This is a genomic window from Pseudomonas sp. GW821-FHT02A08, from assembly GCF_059422045.1.
On sequence record NZ_JBWKWD010000016.1, the window covers coordinates 48,837 to 68,965 of the forward strand.

Sequence of the window (20,129 nt, forward strand, 5' to 3'; positions counted from 1 at the left end):
CGGTATCGGATCAGTCAAGGTTTACCACTGAAACTCAGTGAATCCAAGTCTGCACGTCGGTTGCGACCAACAACTGGACGTCACCGTCGTTGAACACGTTGTAGCTGGCGCCATCGACTGTGGTGGTCCCTGCCGCCTGCCACTCGCCACTGTTGCCAGTGATGTTGACCGTGTCGTTGTGGTCACCGTCGATGATCATCTGCACCGGTGCCGCGGCACCGCTGGCCACATCCACCTGGCCAGCCTGGCCGAGCTTGGCAACTGCCTCGGCATCGACGGTCAGTACGCTGGCCTTGCCGCCGTCCGCTGCCAGATCGATGGCACCCAGGGAGTGGGCATCGACTGTCGGCGAATCCAGCTTGGTCAGGTCCAGGGACTGATTACCATTGGCGTCGGTGCGGAACCAGACGTCGGCGATCGTATGGCTCTGGCCATCGCTGGTTTCGTAGCTGCTGTCGAGGCCGATCAGGTTGCCGTGGTTGAGCTCGGCGGTCTTGGCCACATCCAGATTGAACTGGGTGATGCCCAGCTCCTTGAGGGTGTGCATCTCGCCCTTGTCACTGACGCCATCGTTGTTGGCATCGACCCAGACTTGCAGCGACGCGAACAGCTGGTCAGCGCCGTTGACCGCGCCGTCATGGTTGCTGTCCAGGCTGACGAGTGCCTCGAAACCGTCTTTGGCCAGCGAACCGTCCGGCAGGCGGAACGAGGAACCGAACAGCTCGGAGCCATCGTTGACCTGGCCATCGCCATTGAGGTCGAGCGCCAGCAGGCCATCACCGCCAGCGGTCCAGCCGGTGGCTTCCTTGTGGCCGTCGGCATTGAGGTCGAACTTGACGCCGTTGCTCAGGTGGGTGGTCTGCACGCCATCGCCGTTGAGGTCCAGGACCAGCGGTGTGGACAGGGCCAGTGCGTCGATCTGGGTGGCGGTCATCGCCTGCAGTTGCGCGGTGGTGAACGAATCGACCTGGGTCATCGACAGGTGCGACAGTTGCGCCGTGGTCAGCACTGCGGCTTGCGCCGTGGTGAGGGCCGCGACTTGTGCCGTGGTCAACGCCGCCATGTCGGTGGTTTCGATCGCCACGATCTGCGCGGTGGTCAGGGCTGCTACATCGGCGGTTTCCAGGGCGCTGATCTGGGTCGGCTTGAAGGCCGCGATCTGCGCCGTGGTCAGGGCCGCGACCTGGGCTGTGGTCAACGCTACCAGTTGGGCAGAAGTCAGCGCGCCGATATCGGCGGTTTCCATGGCCGCCACTTGCGTGGTGGTCAGGGCTGCGATCTGGGTCACCTTCAGCGCCGCCACTTGGGCGGTGGTCAGGGCAACTACCTGGGCGGTGGTCAGGGCAGCAGTCTGCGCAGTGGTCAGGCTTGCAGTGTCGGTCACTGTCAGCGCGGCGATGTCCGCCGTTTCAAAGGCCGCCACTTGCGTGGTGGTCAATGCCGCCGTTTGGGCGGTGGTCAAGGCCGCCACCTGAGCGGTGGTCAGGGCCACGACCTGGGCGGTGGTCAGCGCTGCGACATCGGCGGTTTCCAGGGCGCTGATCTGGGTCGGTTTCAGTGCAGCCACTTGTGCCGTGGTCAGAGCCGCGACCTGGGCGGTGGTCAAGGCTGCCAGTTGAGTGGCAGTCAAGACGCCGACATCGGCAGTTTCCATGGCCGCCACTTGCGTGGTGGTCAGGGCGGCCACCTGGGTGGCGGTCAGTGCCGTCACCTGGGCGGTGCTCAGTGCCACGACCTGGGCCGTGGTCAAGGCGGCCACATCGGCGGTTTCCAGGGCGCTGATCTGGGTCGGCTTCAGGGCTGCCACCTGGGCGGTGGTCAGCGCCGCCACCTGGGCGGTGGTCAGGGCCACGACGCTGGCGGTAGTCAGTGCGGCAACATCGGCAGTTTCCATGGCCGCCACTTGCGTGGTGGTCAGGGCAGCCACCTGGGCCGGTTTCAGCGCGGCCACCTGGGCAGTGGTCAATGCCACGACCTGGGCGGTGGTCAGGGCAGCGGTCTGCGCGGTGGTCAAGGCGGCAACGCTGGTCGCTGGCAAGGCGGCGATGTCAGCGGTTTCGATGGCCGCCACTTGCGTGGTGGTCAAAGCAGCCACTTGCGCGGTGGTCAGTGCCGCCACCTGGGCAGTGGTCAAGGCCACCACCTGAGCCGTGGTCAGGGCGGCCACGTCGGCGGTTTCCAGGGCGCTGATCTGGGTCGGTTTCAGCGCCGCCACCTGAGCGGTGGTCAGTGCCGCGACCTGGGCAGTGGTCAACGCTACCAGTTGGGCAGAAGTCAGCGCGCCGACATCGGCAGTTTCCATGGCCGCCACTTGCGTGGTGGTCAGGGCAGCCACCTGGGCCGGTTTCAGCGCGGCCACCTGGGCAGTGGTCAATGCCACGACTTGGGCGGTGGTCAGGGCAGCGGTCTGCGCGGTGGTCAGGGCCGCAACGCTGGCCACTGGCAAGGCGGCGATGTCAGCGGTTTCCATGGCCGCCACTTGCGTGGTGGTCAAGGCAGCCACTTGCGCGGTAGTCAGTGCCGCCACCTGGGCGGTGGTCAGGGCCACGACCTGGGCGGTGGTCAACGCCGCGACATCGACAGTCTGCAGGGCGCTGATCTGGGTCGGTTTCAGCGCGGCCACCTGGGCGGTGGTCAGTGCCGCGACCTGGGCAGTGGTCAGGGCCACGACACCAGCGCTGGTCAACGCACCGATATCAGCGGTTTCGATGGCCGCCACTTGCGTGGTGGTCAACGCAGCCACTTGTGCGGTGGTCAGTGCTGCCACCTGAGCGGTGCTCAACGCCACCACCTGAGCGGTAGTCAGTGCCGCCACGTCAGCGGTTTCCATAGCAGCGATCTGAACCGGGGTCAGTGCTGCGACCTGGGCGGTGGTCAGTGCCGCGACCTGAGCGGTGGTCAGGGCCACGACGCTGGCGGTGGTCAGCGCTGCGACATCGGCAGCCTGCATGGCCGCCACTTGCGTGGTGGTCAGTGCAGCCACTTGGGCCGGCTTCAGTGCGGCCACCTGGGCGGTGGTCAGGGCCACCACCTGAGCGGTGGTCAGGGCAGCAGCCTGCGCGGTGGTCAGGGCGGCAACGCTGGTCGCTGGCAAGGCGGCGATGTCAGCGGTTTCGATGGCCGCCACTTGCGTGGTGGTCAAGGCAGCCACTTGCACGGTGGTCAGTGCAGCCACCTGGGCGGTGGTCAGGGCCACCACCTGAGCGGTGGTCAAGGCGGCCACGTCGGCGGTTTCCAGGGCGCTGATCTGGGTCGGTTTCAGTGCTGCCACTTGTGCCGTGGTCAGTGCCGCGACCTGGGCGGTGGTCAACGCTACCAGTTGGGCAGAAGTCAGCGCGCCGACATCGGCGGTTTCCATGGCCGCCACTTGCGTGGTGGTCAGGGCAGCCACCTGGGTCGGCTTCAGCGCGGCCACCTGGGCGGTGGTCAGGGCCACGACCTGAGCGGTGGTCAGGGCAGCGGTCTGCGCGGTGGTCAGCGCGGCGACGCTGGCCACTGGCAAGGCAGCGATGTCAGCGGTTTCGATGGCCGCCACTTGCGTGGTGGTCAAAGCAGCCACTTGCGCGGTGGTCAGTGCCGCCACCTGGGCGGTGGTCAGGGCCACCACCTGAGCCGTGGTCAAAACGGCCACGTCGGCGGTTTCCAGGGCGCTGATCTGGGTCGGCTTCAGTGCCGCCACTTGTGCCGTGGTCAGTGCCGCGACCTGGGCAGTGGTCAACGCTACCAGTTGCGCAGAAGTCAGCGCGCCGACGTCGGCAGTTTCCATGGCCGCCACTTGCGTGGTGGTCAGGGCAGCCACCTGGGCCGGTTTCAGCGCGGCCACCTGGGCAGTGGTCAATGCCACGACTTGGGCGGTGGTCAGGGCAGCGGTCTGCGCGGTGGTCAGGGCCGCAACGCTGGTCGCTGGCAAGGCAGCGATGTCAGCGGTTTCGATGGCCGCCACTTGCGTGGTGGTCAAAGCAGCCACTTGCGCGGTGGTCAGTGCCGCCACCTGGGCGGTGGTCAAGGCCACGACCTGGGCGGTGGTCAACGCCGCGACATCGACAGTCTGCATGGCGCTGATCTGGGTCGGTTTCAGCGCCGCCACCTGAGCGGTGGTCAGTGCCGCGACCTGGGCAGTGGTCAGGGCCACGACACCGGCGCTGGTCAACGCACTGATATCAGCGGTTTCAATGGCCGCCACTTGCGTGGTGGTCAAAGCAGCCACCTGCGCGGTGGTCAGTGCTGCCACCTGAGCGGTGGTCAACGCCACCACCTGAGCGGTAGTCAATGCCGCCACGTCAGCGGTTTCCATAGCAGCGATCTGAGCCGGGGTCAGCGCTGCGACCTGGGCGGTGGTCAGCGCCGCGACCTGAGCGGTGGTCAGGGCCACGACGCTGGCGGTGGTCAGCGCGGCGACATCGGCAGCCTGCATGGCCGCCACTTGCGTGGTGGTCAGTGCAGCCACTTGGGCCGGCTTCAGCGCGGCCACCTGGGCGGTGGTGAGGGCCACGACCTGGGCGGTGGTCAGGGCAGCGGCCTGCGCGGTGGTCAGGGCGGCGACGCTGGTCACTGGCAAGGCAGCGATGTCAGCGGTTTCAATGGCTGCCACTTGCGTGGTGGTCAAGGCAGCCACTTGCGCGGTGGTCAGTGCCGCGACTTGAGCGGTGGTCAGGGCCACCACCTGAGCGGTGGTCAAGGCGGCCACGTCGGCGGTTTCCAGGGCGCTGATCTGGGTCGGTTTCAGTGCCGCCACTTGTGCCGTGGTCAGTGCCGCGACCTGGGCGGTAGTCAAGGCTACCAGTTGAGCGGCAGTCAGGGCGCCGACATCGGCAGTTTCCATGGCCGCCACTTGGGTAGTGGTCAAAGCAGCCACTTGCGCGGTAGTCAGTGCCACCACCTGGGCGGTGGTCAGGGCCACGACCTGGGCGGTGGTCAACGCCGCGACATCGACAGTCTGCAGGGCGCTGATCTGGGTCGGTTTCAGCGCCGCCACCTGGGCGGTGGTCAGTGCCGCGACCTGGGCAGTGGTCAAGGCGACGACACCAGCGGTGGTCAATGCGCCGATATCGGCAGTTTCGATGGCCGCCACTTGCGCGGTGGTCATGGCCGCCACTTGCGCGGTGGTCAGGGCTGCCACTTGAGCGGTGGTCAACGCCACCACCTGAGCGGTAGTCAATGCCGCCACGTCAGCGGTTTCCATAGCAGCGATCTGAACCGGGGTCAGTGCTGCGACCTGGGCGGTGGTCAGTGCCGCGACCTGAGCGGTGGTCAGGGCCACGACGCTGGCGGTGGTCAGCGCTGCGACATCGGCAGCCTGCATGGCCGCCACTTGCGTGGTGGTCAGTGCAGCCACTTGGGCCGGTTTCAGCGCGGCCACCTGGGCGGTGGTGAGGGCCACGACCTGGGCGGTAGTCAGGGCAGCGGCCTGGGCGGTAGTCAGGGCGGCAACGCTGGCCACTGGCAAGGCGGCGATGTCAGCGGTTTCGATGGCTGCCACTTGCGTGGTGGTCAAGGCAGCCACTTGCGCGGTGGTCAGTGCAGCCACCTGGGCGGTGGTCAGGGCCACCACCTGAGCGGTGGTCAAGGCGGCCACGTCGGCGGTTTCCATGGCACTGATCTGGGTCGGTTTCAGTGCCGCGATCTGCGCGGTGGTCAATGCCGCGACCTGGGCGGTGGTCAGGGCGACAACGTCAGCGGTGGTCAGTGCAGCGACATCGGCAGCCTGCATGGCCGCCACTTGCGTGGTGGTCAGTGCAGCCACCTGGGCCGGTTTCAGCGCGGCCACCTGGGCGGTGGTAAGGGCCACGACCTGGGCGGTGGTCAGGGCAGCGGTCTGCGCGGTGGTCAGCGCGGCGATGCTGGCCACTGGCAAGGCGGCGATGTCAGCGGTTTCGATGGCCGCCACCTGGGTGGTGGTCAAGGCAGCGATCTGTGTGGTTTTCAGCGCGGCGACCTGGGCGGTGGTCAGGGCCACTACTTGAGCCGTGGTCAAGGCGGCCACGTCGGCGGTTTCCAGAGCACCGATCTGGGTCGGGGTCAGCGCTGCGACCTGGGCAGTGGTCAGCGCCGCCACCTGAGCGGTGGTCAGGGCCACGACGCTGGCCGTGGTCAGCGCGGCGACATCGGCGACCTGCATGGCCGCCACTTGCGTGGTGGTCAGCGCTGCGACTTGCGTGGTTTTCAGCGCGGCAACCTGGGCAGTGGTCAGGGCGACAACCTGTGCGGTGGTCAGAGCGGCAGTCTGGGCCGTGGTCAGGCTGGTGAGCGAGGCAACGGGCAGCGCAGCGATATCCGTCGTTTCGAAGGCAGCGACTTGCGTAGTCGTCAGCGCGGCGATCTGCGTGGTTTTCAGTGCGGTGACCTGAGCGGTGGTCAGGGCTACGACCTGCGCAGTCGTCAGTGCCGGTACCTGCACGGTCGAAAGCACGGCAATGTTCGGCGTGGTGATGACCGCGATCTGCGCAGTGGTCATCACGGCGATCTGAGCGGTGCTCAAGGCGGCAATATCCTGGGTCGCAAGCCCAGCAATGGTGGTTGTACTCAGGGCAGCGACTTGCGCTGGGGTCAACGAAGAAATAAAGCTCATGGACGCATCCTGTATAGGGGTCATTTACGGCGCTGCCAGCGTTGTCGCCGTAGCCTTGGGCGGAAATTTGGTAGCCCTCGTGTCATTAGCGACACATTCGGTAAAAACATTAAGAATCTTTTTGATGGCTTTTTGCCTTTTTTAAACTTTTAGTTATAAAAAGTCTTCGTTTTATAGGCTCGGATAGTAATGGGTAGATATCATATAGCCACTATCTTGGGTTTCCGCCATTCTTTGCGAGCTGACCAATCGGTACGCCGTTGTACTGCCATGACCTTGACCCTTGCCCAGCACTTCCCCTAGTGTGCGCGGGCGTCCGTTGGCAGGCATTGGCCAGCGGAACATGCCCCCATTCCCCCTTTTGCCATCCGGCAAGGGCCTTGATCGAGTAACTGATTGTGAAAACCTTCCTCCATGTAGGTTGCGGTCCAAAGAGCAAGAACAGCACGACCAAGGGCTTCGCCTCGGAGCAGTGGCAGGAGCTGCGCTTCGATATCGATGAGAGTGTCAACCCGGACATCGTCGGCACCATGACCGACATGTCCCAGGTCAAGGACGCTTCGGTGGATGCGCTGTTCTCCAGCCACAACATCGAGCATCTCTATCCCCATGAAGTGCCGGTAGCCCTGGCGGAGTTCAAGCGCGTCCTCAAGCCTGGCGGCTTCGTGATCATCACTTGCCCGGACCTGCAATCGGTGTGCGCACTGGTGGCCGAAGACAAGCTGACCGACGAGGCCTACCTTTCACCGGCCGGCCCGATCGCGCCTATCGACATCCTCTACGGCCATCGCCCGGCCATGGCCAACGGCAACGTGTTCATGGCGCACCGTTGCGGTTTCACCAAGAAGGTCCTGACCGGCTCCCTGCAAGCGGCCGGCTTCGACATGGTGCTGCCGATCCAGCGTGCCCATCCGGCCTATGATCTTTGGGCGGTGGCGGCACTTGCGCCGATCTCCGAGCAGGAAGTGGTGGCGATCGCCAACCAGCATTTCCCTTCCTGAGCCATGCTGAACCGCGGGCCCGGCATGCAGGGCCCGCCTTCATCCGGGCAGATTTTGCGGGTCAGGACGCATCGGGATGGCTTGTCCTGCCACAGTATTTCCCAATGGAATCATTGAGTTACTGAATGGCCACAAGGGAGGACGCTGCGCAAAGATACTAAGTAGCAAGCGCCGTACAATTTATGTCTTTCGGAAAAATACGGGATGCTGCGGACAAAAAAAGACCCGGCAAAAAGCCGGGTCAAAAACCGTGATTAGCCTGATGAGGAGATAGTCCAGGAGACCGACCTAAGGTCACCTGGTCCATCGACTGATCTCGCGACCAGTTGGTGCAATAATAATCATTCTCGTTTGCAAGTCAAACATTTTTACCTGCCCGACAGAAAAATTCTTTCCTGTCCTCTCGATTTGCCTTCTCACCTCAACCGTTTTCATATTTCTCCAGCGATCGGTCGACCATCGCCTTGGCCATGTCGATCATGTGCACCGTCGAAAACGCCAGGTCGCGGCTTGCGCCTTGCAGGTGACTGGCTGACTCGTGCGCGGTGGCGGCAGCACAGCGCAACAGGTCCAGGGCATGAACCAGCGCCTCTTCGCCGCTGATATTGCGGTTCACATCAAAAAAACGCGGCTCGGACACTTCCTCTGAAATAGCTGGTTTCAAGTAATAGTCCAGCGCGCGTTGTGCCGCCGCAGAGTCCAGGGGCGAGGTGAAGGTGCTGTCGATTTGCATGTCCGGGCGGTCATTGGTGGGTGGGTTCATGGCGATGGCAAGCTCCGTGGTAGATTCAGATCCGTGAATCGATCCTAATACGAATTGTATTTGTGACGATAATTTAAATACTACAATTTGTGTTTTGATGGTCGGAGTCGCCCACGTATCGTGCCGCACATGGATAAATGGATTGAATTGGTCAAGGCCAAGATGAGTGAACTCAAAATCACTCAAGAGATACTCGCCGAGCGCCTCGGGATGTCCCAGGGCGGCATTGGTCACTGGCTCAACAAACGTCGTGAACCCGGCATCGAAGACATGAACCGCGTGCTGCGGGCACTGGGCCTTGAGTTTCTCGAAGTGGCGCTGGTGATCCGGGAACCGCAGGCGTCAACGGACGACGAAATTCCCCTGACACAGAAGTACAACCCGTACTTCCGCTATCCGGTCAGTGATTGGCGCGAACCTGTCGAAGTGCGCGACGGCGAGGTCCCGGCGTACGGAAAAGGGCACTTTGAACTGTCCGATTACCACGCCCGGGGGCCGGCATTCTGGTTGAAAGTGGCAGGCGATGCGATGACCGCACCCAATGGCATGAGCATCCCGGAAGGCATGCTGATTCTGGTGGACCCTGCGGTAGACGCCGAGCCTGGCAAACTGGTCATCGCCCAGTGGCCGGACAGCGCCGAAGCCACGTTCCGCAAGCTCATCGAAGAGGGCGGGCAGCGTTACCTGGTCCCGCTCAATCCGACGTATCCGAAAGCCTTGTACACCGAAGAGTGTCGAATCATCGGTGTAGTGGTTCAGGCAACAGCCAGGTTCTGATCAGATCGGTCCTCGCGATGCGCAGGACCGATCTTCATTTCACGCTTCTTCCAGTTCGACCAGCGCACTGCCTTCGCTGACCATCTCGCCTTCCTGGCAATACAGCGCCTTGATCACCCCGGCATGGGGCGCGCGAATGCTGTGCTCCATCTTCATCGCTTCCAGCACCACCAATTGCGCTCCGGCTTCGACCGATTGCCCGGCCTCCACCAGCACGCGCACGATGCTGCCGTTCATGGGGGCGGTCAGCCCGCCCTGATGGCTGTGGCTGGCCTCGACGGCGCTGATCGGGTCGTAAGACTCGATGCGGTGCAACTCGCCATCCCACTGCAAATACACGTAATCGCCACGGCGTATTGCGCGGTGTTGACGGCGCACACCGGCCTGCTCGGTCAGCAGTTGCTCGCCATTGAGCCGAGCGCTGTGGGCATTGATGTCGCCCAGGGTCAGCGCCCGGTCCTGGCCTTCACAGCTCAAGTGAAGGGTGATTTCTCTCGGCAAACCGGCACGCAGGCCATTACGCGCCGCCCACGGTGAACTCGGGTCATCGGCGCGGGTTGCATGTGGCTGGCTCTGGGCAAACGCCTGGGCGGCGGCTTGCCAGAAATCGTCGCTGAGTTGCGCTGGCGTCGGCAGCAACTGTTCCTGATAGCGCGGAATGAAGCCGGTATCGAGTTCGGCAGCGGCAAATGCCGGGTGGCCGATGATGCGTCGCAGGAAATTGATGTTGGTCTTCAACCCGCCGATGGCAAATTCGTCGAGCATGCTCAGCAGGCGCAAGCGCGCCTGTTCACGGTCTTCGCCCCAGGCAATCAACTTGCCGAGCATCGGGTCGTAGAACGGCGAGATCTCGTCGCCTTCTTCAACGCCGCTGTCCACTCGACGCCCTGGCCCTTGGGCGGATTCGCGATACAACTCCAGACGACCGGTCGCCGGCAGGAAATCGTTGCCCGGGTCTTCGGCATACAGCCGCACTTCGATCGCGTGGCCCACCAGCGGCACCTGATCCTGAGTCATCGGCAATGCTTCGCCGCGGGCTACGCGAATCTGCCAGGCCACCAGGTCAAGGCCGGTGATGGCTTCGGTGACCGGGTGTTCGACTTGCAGGCGGGTGTTCATCTCCATGAAGAAGAACTCGCCCCGCGCATCCAGCAGAAACTCCACGGTGCCGGCACCGACATAACCGATGGCCTGCGCCGAACGCACGGCGGCCTCACCCATGGCACGCCGCAGCTCCGGGCTCAGGCCAGGTGCCGGCGCTTCTTCGACGACTTTCTGGTGACGGCGCTGAATCGAGCAGTCACGTTCGTTGAGGTACAGGCAGTTGCCGTGCTGGTCGGCGAACACCTGGATTTCCACGTGACGTGGCTTGAGCAGGTATTTCTCCACCAGCATCCGCGAGTCGCCGAACGACGATTGCGCCTCACGCTGGGCCGAGGCCAGGGCTTCGGCCAGTTGGCTGACGTCCTCGACCACTTTCATGCCTTTGCCGCCGCCCCCGGCCGTGGCCTTGAGCAGCACCGGGTAGCCGATGCGTTCGCAGGCGGCGCGGAAGGTTTCCAGGTCCTGGGCTTCGCCGTGATAACCGGGCACCAGCGGCACGCCGGCGGTCTCCATCAAGGCTTTGGCGGCGGACTTGCTGCCCATGGCGTCGATGGCCGAGGCGGGCGGACCGAGGAAGATCAGGCCGGCGTTTTCGATGGCGCGGGCGAACCCGGCGTTCTCCGACAGAAAGCCGTAGCCGGGGTGAATCGCCTGGGCGCCGCTGACTTTGGCGGCGGCGATCAGTTTGTCGATCTGCAGATAGCTGTCGGCGGCTTTGCTGCCACCGAGATCAACCCGAATGTCGGCTTCGCGGCTGTGCCGGGCGTCTCGGTCGGTGGCGCTGTGCACGGCCACGGTGGTCAGGCCCAGGGCCTTGGCGGTACGCATCACCCGGCAAGCGATTTCGCCACGGTTGGCCACCAGCAGGGTGGTGAGGACAGGTGCGCTCATCAACGGGGCTCCTTGGTGGTGGTTTCGGCTTGCCAGCTCGGCGGACGCTTTTGCAGAAAGGCGCGCAGGCCTTCCTGGCCTTCGGGGCTGACGCGGATGCGGGCGATGGCGTTTTCGGTGTAGCGGCGCAATGCCGGGGTCAGTGAGCCGTCGCCGACTTCGCGCAACAGGTCCTTGCTGGCGCGCATCGCGGCCGGACTGTTAAGCAGTAGATTGTCGATCCATTGCTCGACTTTCTGTTCCAGCTCGGCACTTGCATAGCTCTCCGACAACAAACCGATTTCCCGTGCCCGTTGCCCGCCGAAGCGCTCAGCGGTCAAGGCATAGCGACGGGTCGCACGCTCGCCGATGGCTTGCACCACGAACGGGCTGATCACGGCCGGGGCCAGGCCGATGCGCACTTCGGACAGGCAGAACTGCGCATCATCGGCGCCGATGGCCATGTCGCAGCAACTGATCAGGCCCAATGCGCCACCAAAGGCTGCGCCTTGCACCACCGCCAGGGTCGGAATTTTCAGTTTGGCCAGGTTGTACATCAACTCCGCCAGTTCCCGGGCGTCATCGAGGTTGGTGGCGTAATCGAGCTCGGCCGATTGCTGCATCCAGGCCAGATCGGCGCCGGCGCTGAAATGCTTGCCGCGACCGCGCACGATCAGAAACCGCAGGCTGGCATCGCTCGCGACTTTATCGAGGGCAAGGATCAGCTCGCGGATCATCTGTGCGTTGAACGCGTTGTTCTTTTCTTCGCGGCTGAGCCAGAGAGTCGCAAAACCCCTTGGATCGCTCAGCAGTTCGAGGGTGTTGAAGTCGCTCATAGTGTCCGTCTCCACGGTCCTTGTGGGAGCGGGCTTGCTCGCGAAGAACGATAACGCGGTGCATCGGATGAACCGCGGTGGATCCTTCGCGAGCAAGCCCGCTCCCACAGAAAATCACATCCGGAACACGCCGAAGCGGCTCGGTTCGATTGGCGCGTTCAACGACGCGGACAAGGCCAGGGCCAGTACGTCGCGGGTCTGGGCCGGGTCGATGACACCGTCGTCCCACAGGCGCGCGCTGGAATAATAGGGGTGACCCTGTTCTTCATACTGGTCGAGGATCGGTTGCTTGATCTCGGCCTCCTGCTCGGCACTGAAACCATGGCCACCGCGTTCGGCCTGTTCGCGCTTGACCTGCACCAGCACGCCGGCCGCCTGTTCGGCGCCCATCACGCCAATGCGCGCATTCGGCCACATCCACAAAAAGCGCGGGTCGTAGGCGCGACCGCACATGCCGTAGTTACCGGCACCGAAACTGCCGCCGATGATCACGGTGAACTTCGGCACTTTGGCGCAAGCCACGGCGGTCACCAGTTTTGCGCCGTGCTTGGCGATGCCGCCGGCCTCGTACTTCTGGCCGACCATGAAGCCGGTGATGTTTTGCAGGAACAACAACGGAATGCCGCGCTGGCACGCCAGTTCAATGAAGTGCGCGCCTTTCTGCGCCGCTTCAGCGAAAAGAATGCCGTTGTTGGCGAGGATCGCGATCGGGTACCCGTGCAGGTAAGCAAAACCGCAGACCAGCGTTGTCCCGAACAGCGCCTTGAACTCGTCGAACACCGAACCATCCACCAGCCGCGCAATCACTTCACGCACGTCAAAGGGTTGCTTGGCGTCGGCCGGGACCACGCCGTACAACTCGTCGCTGCCGTACAGCGGGGCGACCGGAGCGCGTTGCTGAACCTCACCCAGCTTGCGCCAGTTGAGGTTGGCGACACTGCGGCGCGCCAGGGCCAGGGCGTGTTCGTCGCTCTCGGCGTAATGGTCGGCTACACCGGAAATCTTGCAGTGCACATCGGCCCCGCCGAGGTCTTCGGCGCTGACCACTTCACCGGTCGCGGCCTTCACCAGCGGAGGGCCGGCGAGGAAGATGGTCGCCTGCTCGCGGACCATGATCGCTTCGTCGGCCATCGCCGGTACATAGGCGCCGCCAGCGGTGCAGGAACCCATGACCACGGCAATCTGCGGGATGCCCATTGCGCTCATGTTGGCCTGATTGAAGAAGATCCGCCCGAAGTGCTCGCGGTCCGGAAACACTTCATCCTGGCGCGGCAAGTTGGCGCCGCCCGAGTCCACCAGATAGATGCACGGCAGGCGGTTCTGCTGGGCGATGGTCTGGGCGCGCAGGTGTTTTTTCACCGTCAGGGGGTAATACGAGCCACCTTTTACAGTGGCATCGTTGGCGACGATCATGCATTCGACGCCTTCCACACGGCCGATCCCGGCAATCACGCCAGCGGCGGGGACGTCTTCGCCATACACCTCGTACGCCGCCAGTTGGCTGATCTCCAGAAACGGCGAACCCGGATCGAGCAGGCGGTTGATGCGCTCGCGAGGCAGCAGTTTGCCCCGCGAGGTGTGGCGTTCCTGAGCCTTCGGGCCGCCACCTTGCGCCACTTGGGCGAGCAGGGTGTGCAACGCGTCGACTTGCTTGAGCATCGCCGCGCTGTTGGTGGCGAACTCCGCTGAACGGGGGTTGAGCTGGGTATGCAGGGTAGCCATGGACAGCTCCGTTTAGCGGGTTTCGTTGAACAGTTCGCGACCGATCAGCATGCGACGGATCTCACTGGTGCCCGCGCCGATTTCGTACAGCTTGGCGTCACGCAGCAGACGACCGGCCGGAAATTCATTGATGTAGCCGTTGCCGCCGAGAATCTGGATCGCGTCGAGGGCCATTTGCGTGGCGCGTTCGGCGCTGTAGAGGATCACGCCGGCGGCGTCCTTGCGCGTGGTTTCGCCGCGCTCGCAAGCCTGGGCCACGGCGTACAGGTAGGCGCGGCTGGCGTTGAGTTGGGTGTACATGTCGGCGACCTTGCCCTGGATCAGCTGGAACTCACCGATGCTTTGGCCGAACTGCTTGCGGTCGTGGATGTACGGCACGATCAGGTCCATGCACGCCTGCATGATCCCGGTCGGGCCGCCCGAGAGCACGACGCGCTCGTAGTCGAGGCCGCTCATCAGTACTTTCACGCCGCCATTGAGCACGCCGAGGATGTTTTCTTCCGGCACTTCGACGTCATCGAAAAACAGCTCGCAGGTGTTCGAACCGCGCATGCCGAGCTTGTCGAACTTGTTGCTGCGGCTGAAGCCTTTCCAGTCGCGCTCGACGATGAAGGCGGTGATGCCGTGGGGGCCCTTTTCCAGGTCGGTCTTGGCGTAGATCACGTAGGTGTTGGCGTCCGGACCGTTGGTGATCCAGGTCTTGCTGCCGTTGAGCACATACTTGTCGCCGCGTTTGTCGGCGCGCAGTTTCATCGACACCACGTCGGAACCGGCATTCGGCTCGCTCATGGCCAGGGCGCCGATGTGTTCACCGCTGATCAGCTTGGGCAGGTACCTGGATTTCTGTTCGTGGTTACCGTTGCGGTTGATCTGGTTGACGCACAGGTTGGAGTGGGCGCCGTAGGACAAGGCCACCGAGGCCGAGCCACGGCTGATTTCTTCCATGGCCACCACGTGAGCCAGGTAACCCAGGCCGGCACCGCCGTACTCTTCCGGCACAGTAATGCCCAGCAGACCCATGTCGCCGAATTTGCGCCACAGGTCGGCGGGGAACAGGTTGTCGATGTCGATCTGAGCGGCGCGCGGGGCGATCTCCTTGGCGACGAAGGACTGAACCTGATCGCGCAGCATGTCGATGGTTTCACCGAGGGCAAAGTTCAGGGATGGATAGCTCATGGGTCACCTTTTGGCTTTTTTGTCGGGTGGGGAGGACCGTGATTCGGTTCTCACCTTTACGTTAACGTAAGCCTGTGACGAATGGCTGTCAATCACCCTTTACGTTAACGTCAACTTGAGCGAGAGTAGAGCCAGTTCAAGATAGAACGCGGACCCATTCTGTGGGAGCGGGCTTGCTCGCGAAGGCGTCCTGTCAGTCGACATTCATGTTGTCTGATACGCCGCTTTCGCGAGCAAGCCCGCTCCCACAAGAGACCGCCGGTAGCCCATAAATAAAGACAATAGGGGTCGTCATGGATCAACCCAGTGCAAGCCCGCAACGTAGTTACACCCGTGGTACCCAGGACAAAGCCTTGCTGGCGATGACCATCGGCCAGGCGTTCGACAACACGGTTGCGCAGTACCCGGACGGGGAGGCGCTGGTGGTGCGCCATCAGCAGCTGCGTTACACCTGGCGGCAATTGGCCGAGGCTGCGGACCTGCACGCCAGAGCACTGCTGGCGCTGGGGCTGCAAGCCGGGGACCGCCTCGGTATCTGGGCTCCGAACTGTGCGCAGTGGTGCATCAGCCAGATTGCCACCGCGAAAATTGGCGTGATCCTGGTCAACATCAACCCCGCCTATCGCAGTTCCGAACTCGAATACGTACTGAAGCAATCAGGCTGCCAATGGCTGGTGTGCGCCGGGGCCTTCAAGTCCTCGAACTATCACGCGATGCTGCAAGGGCTGGTGCCGGAGTTGGCCGAGCAATCCATCGGCAAGTTGCACAGCGAGCGATTGCCGGAGTTGCGTGGCGTCATCAGCCTGGATGCGCAGCCGCCATCTGGCTTCCTGCCATGGTCGCAACTGGCCGATCTGGCTGGCGGCGTCACGGCCGAGCAGTTGCATGAGCGCCAGGACAGCCTGCATTTCGATCAGCCGGTGAATATCCAGTACACCTCCGGCACCACCGGGTTCCCCAAGGGCGCGACCCTCAGTCACTACAACATTCTCAACAACGGCTACATGGTCGGTGAAAGCCTGGGGCTGACGGTAGCCGATCGCCTGGTGATCCCGGTACCGTTGTATCACTGCTTCGGCATGGTCATGGGCAACCTCGGTTGCATCACCCATGGCAGCACGATGATTTATCCAAACGACGCATTCGATCCGTTGCTGACCCTCGGCACTGTGGCTGACGAAAAAGCCACGGCGCTGTACGGCGTGCCGACCATGTTCATCGCCATGCTCGATCAACCACAACGTGCCGAATTCGATCTGTCGAGCCTGCGCACCGGGATCATGGCGGGCGCGACCTGTCCTATCGAAGTGATGCGCCGGGTCATCAGCGAAATGCACATGAGCGAAGTGCAGATTGCCTACGGCATGACGGAAACCAGTCCGGTGTCGTTGCAGACCGGTCCGTCAGACGACCTGGAACTGCGCGTGACCACCGTCGGCCGTACCCAGCCGCAGCTTGAAAGCAAGATCATCGACGAAGCGGGCAACCTGGTGCCGCGCGGCACCATCGGTGAGCTGTGCACTCGTGGTTACAGCGTGATGCTGGGTTACTGGAATAACCCCGAAGGCACCGCACAAGCCATCGATCAGGCAGGCTGGATGCACACCGGCGACCTGGCGAGCATGAACGACGAGGGTTACGTGTGCATTGCCGGGCGCAACAAGGACATGATTATCCGGGGCGGCGAGAATATTTACCCGCGGGAGCTGGAAGAGTTTTTCTTCACCCATCCGGCCGTTGCGGATGTGCAGGTGATAGGGATTCCGTGCTCGCGCTACGGCGAAGAGATCGTCGCCTGGATCAAGTTCCATCCTGGCCATAGCGCCACCGAGCAAGAACTGCAAGCCTGGTGCAAGGAGCGCATCGCCCACTTCAAGACGCCGCGCTACTTCAAGTTCGTCGAGGAGTTTCCGATGACGGTGACTGGCAAGATTCAGAAATTCCGGATGCGCGAGATCAGTATCGAGGAGTTGCGCATCAACAAAGCCTGAGCACAACCCAATGTGGGAGCGGGCTTGCTCGCGAAAGCGTCGGATCAGTTGATACATGTATTGACTGAAGCGCCGCCTTCGCGAGCAAGCCCGCTCCCACAGTTTTGATCGAGGAAAACCTGAACGCCAGACAGCACAAAGGGGAGCCGAAGCTCCCCTTTAATTTCGTTGCGCGTGCTCTTTTTTTATTATTGAGGGTCGGTCTGTTTTTGTTTTTGGCAACCGTTGCCCTTTACCGCTGTTTTTGGCGATCCCCATTCGGGATCAAGAGCAAACGTATTTTTTTGAGCGCTGATCTACTTTCTCGCTGAGCGATCCAACCAGTACGGGAGCTACCTGAAGGTAGTTTTATTATTCTCTGTCTGGTTGCGGGTAACTCCGAAAAGCACCCTGAAAAGCACATCTTCTCCAAAAAAATCTGTTAGCTGCGTCTCTGCCGTGTTGTTTTTGTTATGTCAGAGTCGTTACGTCTTGTTTTTATTAGGTTTGCCACAATTTTTTTATTCTTGTTGTGCGATAGATATAGCAGGAGGCATGCCAACTTTATAAAGTCCTTTAAAATCAGCTATTTACAGATTTGTAGGGTTTTTCGCCTCAGGCAAAACCCTACATTTTGTTTCCGTGTTACTCGCCTGCGCCCACGTTTCAGACGCAGCGGTAACACCCGGACACACTCAGCGCACTCACTGTGCGCTGCGGGCCTTGGCCACGCGGGAACCGGTAGGGCGACCCAAAACTGTGCAAATCTGCTGGCCGGCGAGCATCAAGGCTTCAAGGTCGATTCCGGTGTCGATGCCCAGGCCGTTGAGCAGGTAAACCACGTCTTCGGTGGCGACGTTACCGCTGGCGCCCTTGGCATAGGGGCAGCCGCCGAGACCTGCGATGGAGCTGTCGAACACCGAGATGCCTTCCAGCAGGCTGGCGTAGATGTTGGCCACAGCCTGGCCGTAGGTGTCGTGGAAGTGACCTGCCAGTTTCTCCCGGGGCACATCCTTCGATACCACTTCAAACATCCTGCGGGTGGCGCCAGCGGTGCCGGTGCCGATGGTGTCCCCCAGCGAGACCTCGTAGCAGCCCATGGCATAAAGCTCGCGGGCGACCACGGCAACCTGCTCGGGGGCGACGTTACCTTCATAGGGGCAGCCCAGCACGCAGGACACATACCCGCGCACGGTCACCCCATGTTGTCTGGCGGCGTCCATGATCGGCGCGAAACGCTCCAGGCTTTCACTGATCGAGCAATTGATGTTGCGCTGGGAGAACGCCTCGGACGCCGCGGCGAATACGGCCACTTCCTTGACCCCGGCGGCGAGGGCATCTTCGAAACCGCGCAGGTTGGGGGCGAGCGCGCCGTAGACCACACCGGTTTTGCGCTGGATCTGCGCGAAGACCTCGGCGGAGCCGGCCATCTGCGGCACCCACTTGGGCGAAACGAAACTGCCGACTTCTATATAGCCGAGCCCGGCTGCGGTCAGTGCGTCGACCAGTTGCACCTTGTCGGTAACACTGATGGGCCGGGCTTCATTTTGCAGGCCGTCGCGTGGGCCGACTTCGACAATGCGTACGTGGGTGGGGAGGGACATAAGAGATTCACCTGTAGTCATGGTGAGCGGGGATCTAATGTGGGAGCGGGCTTGCTCGCGAATGCGGTTTTTCATTCAACACTTATGTCGACTGACCCGACGCTTTCGCGAGCAAGCCCGCTCCCACACATGATTTGCGCAGGTTACTGAATCGATTCCTGGCCTTTGAGCGTCTGCTCCAGCGCCTGCACGCAGCGCTCTTCGGCAGTATCGAGCTCCAGTTTCATCTGTTCGATGTCGAGCATTTGCTGTTCAAGCTGCTCCCGGCGCTCGCTGATTTTCGCCAGCATGCTGTGCAACTGTTTGGTGTTACCGCTGGACGGGTCGTAGAGCTCGATCAGCTCGCGGCATTCGGCCAGGGAGAAACCGATGCGCTTGCCCCGCAGGATCAGCTTCAGGCTGACCTTGTCGCGGGGCGAGTAAATGCGTTCCTGGCCACGGCGCTCGGGGCTGAGCAGGCCTTGCTCTTCATAAAAGCGAATGGCGCGGGTGGTGATGTCGAGCTCGCGGGCGAGGTCGGAAATGCTGTAGGTCTGGTTGCTCATGGGCGCGCTCGCAAAAGGTCATGGCGCTAAGCTAATGGCAGGTTGACGTTTACGTCAAGCGGTGTGAATTTTCAGTGTTCTTGCTGGCCCCTTCGTCGGAACGCCGCCCGGAGCAAGCCCGCTCCCACAGGGATCTGTGCAGGGCACAAGTATTGTGTCCACTGAAGATCCAATGTGGGAGCGGGCTTGCTCCGGGCGGCGTTCCGACGAAGAACGATAACGCGGTGTAACGCCTTTACACCTTCTCGAGCTTTTTCTCCTGCGCCGTCACCTGCTGGCACAGCTCGATCATCTGCTCGCGCATCCAGCGGTTTGCCGGGTCCTGGTCGGTGCTTTCGTGCCAGTAAAGGTGGGTTTCCACCGGCGGCACATCGTTGACCGGCAGATAAAAGGCATGCAGGTCGTTACGGCGGGCGAAGCGTTCCGGCACGGTCATGACCATGTCGGTCTGCTGCAACACTTGCGAGGCCATCAGGTAATGCTGGGAGCGCAGGGCGATCTTGCGCTGGATGCCCATCTTGCCCAGCGCCAGGTCGACATAGCCGAGGCCACTGCGTCGGCTGGAAATATGGATGTGGGTCAGGCCCAGGTAATCGTCCAGCGTGAGTTTCTCCTTGCCCGCCAGCGGATGCCCCTTGCGCATGGCGCACACATAGCGGTCCTCCATCAATTTGACGTGACGCACCTGCGGGTCGGTGTTGAGCGGCGCATCCACCGCGAAGTCGAGGCGACCGGCGGCCAGTTCCTTGGTGGTTTCGCGGCGTTTGGACAGGAAGCTTTCGATGATCACCGTCGGCGCCAGGCGGCGCAGGCGCTGGAACAGCGGCGGCAGGATCACCGCTTCGGTCAGGTCGGTCATGCTGATGCGGTAGGTCTTGACCGCTTGCTGGGGGTTGAAAATACGGCTTTCCTGCACCGACACGCGCAGCAGCGAGAGTGCGTTGCGCACCGGGCCGATGATGTTCTGCGCCATGGGCGTGGGCACCATGCCTTGGGCGGTGCGTACGAACAGCGGGTCGTTGAAGGTCTCGCGCAACCGGGCCAGGGCGTTCGACACCGCAGGCTGGGTAATGCCCACAATCTGCCCGGCACGGGTCAGGTTGGCTTCGGTGTAGATCGCGTCGAAGACGATGAAAAGGTTGAGATCGACCTTGCTCAGATTCATTACGCGGCTCTCTTATTGTGTGGGCGGA

The 20,129-nt window shown here is 62.4% G+C and carries 12 protein-coding genes; 3 read left to right on the forward strand and 9 right to left on the reverse strand.

What is annotated here, in order from left to right:
* Nucleotides 1–34: 34 nt before the first annotated feature.
* Nucleotides 35–6,568 carry a beta strand repeat-containing protein gene (locus tag AC07W4_RS13600; protein WP_495032784.1) on the reverse strand — a complete coding sequence of 2,178 codons (6,534 nt, stop codon included), beginning with the start codon at nucleotides 6,566–6,568 and terminating at the stop codon, nucleotides 35–37.
* 398 nt (nucleotides 6,569–6,966) lie between these two features.
* Between AC07W4_RS13600 and AC07W4_RS13605 the strand changes: the two genes are divergently transcribed.
* Complete coding sequence (locus AC07W4_RS13605; RefSeq protein WP_103395442.1) at nucleotides 6,967–7,569, forward strand: class I SAM-dependent methyltransferase; 603 nt, start codon at nucleotides 6,967–6,969, stop codon at nucleotides 7,567–7,569.
* 421 nt (nucleotides 7,570–7,990) lie between these two features.
* Here AC07W4_RS13605 and AC07W4_RS13610 read toward each other — a convergent pair whose 3' ends face one another.
* Entirely contained in the window at nucleotides 7,991–8,332 is a 342-nt protein-coding gene (locus tag AC07W4_RS13610; protein WP_495032785.1) for a DUF6124 family protein, read from the reverse strand.
* A gap of 129 nt (nucleotides 8,333–8,461) precedes the next feature.
* Between AC07W4_RS13610 and AC07W4_RS13615 the strand changes: the two genes are divergently transcribed.
* Nucleotides 8,462–9,109 carry a LexA family protein gene (locus tag AC07W4_RS13615; RefSeq protein ID WP_495032786.1) on the forward strand — a complete coding sequence of 216 codons (648 nt, stop codon included), beginning with the start codon at nucleotides 8,462–8,464 and terminating at the stop codon, nucleotides 9,107–9,109.
* A gap of 39 nt (nucleotides 9,110–9,148) precedes the next feature.
* Here the strand turns inward: AC07W4_RS13615 and AC07W4_RS13620 are convergent, their stop codons facing one another.
* The 4 genes from AC07W4_RS13620 to AC07W4_RS13635 form a co-directional block, all read right to left on the reverse strand.
* Nucleotides 9,149–11,104, reverse strand: coding sequence for an acetyl/propionyl/methylcrotonyl-CoA carboxylase subunit alpha (locus AC07W4_RS13620; RefSeq protein WP_495032787.1), 1,956 nt, complete (start codon nucleotides 11,102–11,104; stop codon nucleotides 9,149–9,151).
* Nucleotides 11,104–11,919 (reverse strand): gamma-carboxygeranoyl-CoA hydratase, encoded by an 816-nt coding sequence (locus AC07W4_RS13625; RefSeq protein WP_008053631.1) that lies wholly within the window; start codon nucleotides 11,917–11,919, stop codon nucleotides 11,104–11,106. The genes AC07W4_RS13620 and AC07W4_RS13625 overlap by 1 nt, the downstream gene beginning before the upstream one ends.
* 114 nt (nucleotides 11,920–12,033) lie before the next feature.
* Nucleotides 12,034–13,641 carry a carboxyl transferase domain-containing protein gene (locus AC07W4_RS13630; RefSeq protein WP_495032788.1) on the reverse strand — a complete coding sequence of 536 codons (1,608 nt, stop codon included), beginning with the start codon at nucleotides 13,639–13,641 and terminating at the stop codon, nucleotides 12,034–12,036.
* A gap of 12 nt (nucleotides 13,642–13,653) precedes the next feature.
* Nucleotides 13,654–14,817, reverse strand: coding sequence for an isovaleryl-CoA dehydrogenase (locus AC07W4_RS13635; protein ID WP_150735206.1), 1,164 nt, complete (start codon nucleotides 14,815–14,817; stop codon nucleotides 13,654–13,656).
* A gap of 293 nt (nucleotides 14,818–15,110) precedes the next feature.
* Here AC07W4_RS13635 and AC07W4_RS13640 point away from each other — a divergent pair, with 293 nt between their 5' ends.
* Nucleotides 15,111–16,808 (forward strand): AMP-binding protein, encoded by a 1,698-nt coding sequence (locus AC07W4_RS13640; protein ID WP_495032789.1) that lies wholly within the window; start codon nucleotides 15,111–15,113, stop codon nucleotides 16,806–16,808.
* A gap of 683 nt (nucleotides 16,809–17,491) precedes the next feature.
* On the opposite strand, the gene AC07W4_RS13645 is transcribed toward AC07W4_RS13640, so the two are convergent.
* From AC07W4_RS13645 to AC07W4_RS13655, 3 genes are all read right to left on the reverse strand, one after another.
* Nucleotides 17,492–18,391, reverse strand: coding sequence for a hydroxymethylglutaryl-CoA lyase (locus AC07W4_RS13645; RefSeq protein WP_495032790.1), 900 nt, complete (start codon nucleotides 18,389–18,391; stop codon nucleotides 17,492–17,494).
* A 143-nt stretch (nucleotides 18,392–18,534) separates the two neighbouring features.
* Entirely contained in the window at nucleotides 18,535–18,936 is a 402-nt protein-coding gene (locus AC07W4_RS13650) for a MerR family transcriptional regulator (RefSeq protein WP_495032791.1), read from the reverse strand.
* 235 nt (nucleotides 18,937–19,171) lie between these two features.
* Complete coding sequence (locus AC07W4_RS13655) at nucleotides 19,172–20,101, reverse strand: LysR family transcriptional regulator (protein ID WP_008053617.1); 930 nt, start codon at nucleotides 20,099–20,101, stop codon at nucleotides 19,172–19,174.
* Between the last annotated feature and the right edge of the window lie 28 nt (nucleotides 20,102–20,129).

What these genes read in the sequence shown, in the direction of transcription:
- AC07W4_RS13640 (WP_495032789.1), top strand. Translation starts at nt 15,111, where the DNA reads ATGGATCAACCCAGTGCAAGCCCGCAACGTAGTTACACCCGTGGTACC.
- AC07W4_RS13610 (WP_495032785.1), bottom strand. Translation starts at nt 8,332, where the DNA reads ATGAACCCACCCACCAATGACCGCCCGGACATGCAAATCGACAGCACC.
- AC07W4_RS13600 (WP_495032784.1), bottom strand. Translation starts at nt 6,568, where the DNA reads ATGAGCTTTATTTCTTCGTTGACCCCAGCGCAAGTCGCTGCCCTGAGT.
- AC07W4_RS13645 (WP_495032790.1), bottom strand. Translation starts at nt 18,391, where the DNA reads ATGTCCCTCCCCACCCACGTACGCATTGTCGAAGTCGGCCCACGCGAC.
- AC07W4_RS13625 (WP_008053631.1), bottom strand. Translation starts at nt 11,919, where the DNA reads ATGAGCGACTTCAACACCCTCGAACTGCTGAGCGATCCAAGGGGTTTT.
- AC07W4_RS13620 (WP_495032787.1), bottom strand. Translation starts at nt 11,104, where the DNA reads ATGAGCGCACCTGTCCTCACCACCCTGCTGGTGGCCAACCGTGGCGAA.
- AC07W4_RS13635 (WP_150735206.1), bottom strand. Translation starts at nt 14,817, where the DNA reads ATGAGCTATCCATCCCTGAACTTTGCCCTCGGTGAAACCATCGACATG.
- AC07W4_RS13650 (WP_495032791.1), bottom strand. Translation starts at nt 18,936, where the DNA reads ATGAGCAACCAGACCTACAGCATTTCCGACCTCGCCCGCGAGCTCGAC.
- AC07W4_RS13615 (WP_495032786.1), top strand. Translation starts at nt 8,462, where the DNA reads ATGGATAAATGGATTGAATTGGTCAAGGCCAAGATGAGTGAACTCAAA.
- AC07W4_RS13655 (WP_008053617.1), bottom strand. Translation starts at nt 20,101, where the DNA reads ATGAATCTGAGCAAGGTCGATCTCAACCTTTTCATCGTCTTCGACGCG.
- AC07W4_RS13630 (WP_495032788.1), bottom strand. Translation starts at nt 13,641, where the DNA reads ATGGCTACCCTGCATACCCAGCTCAACCCCCGTTCAGCGGAGTTCGCC.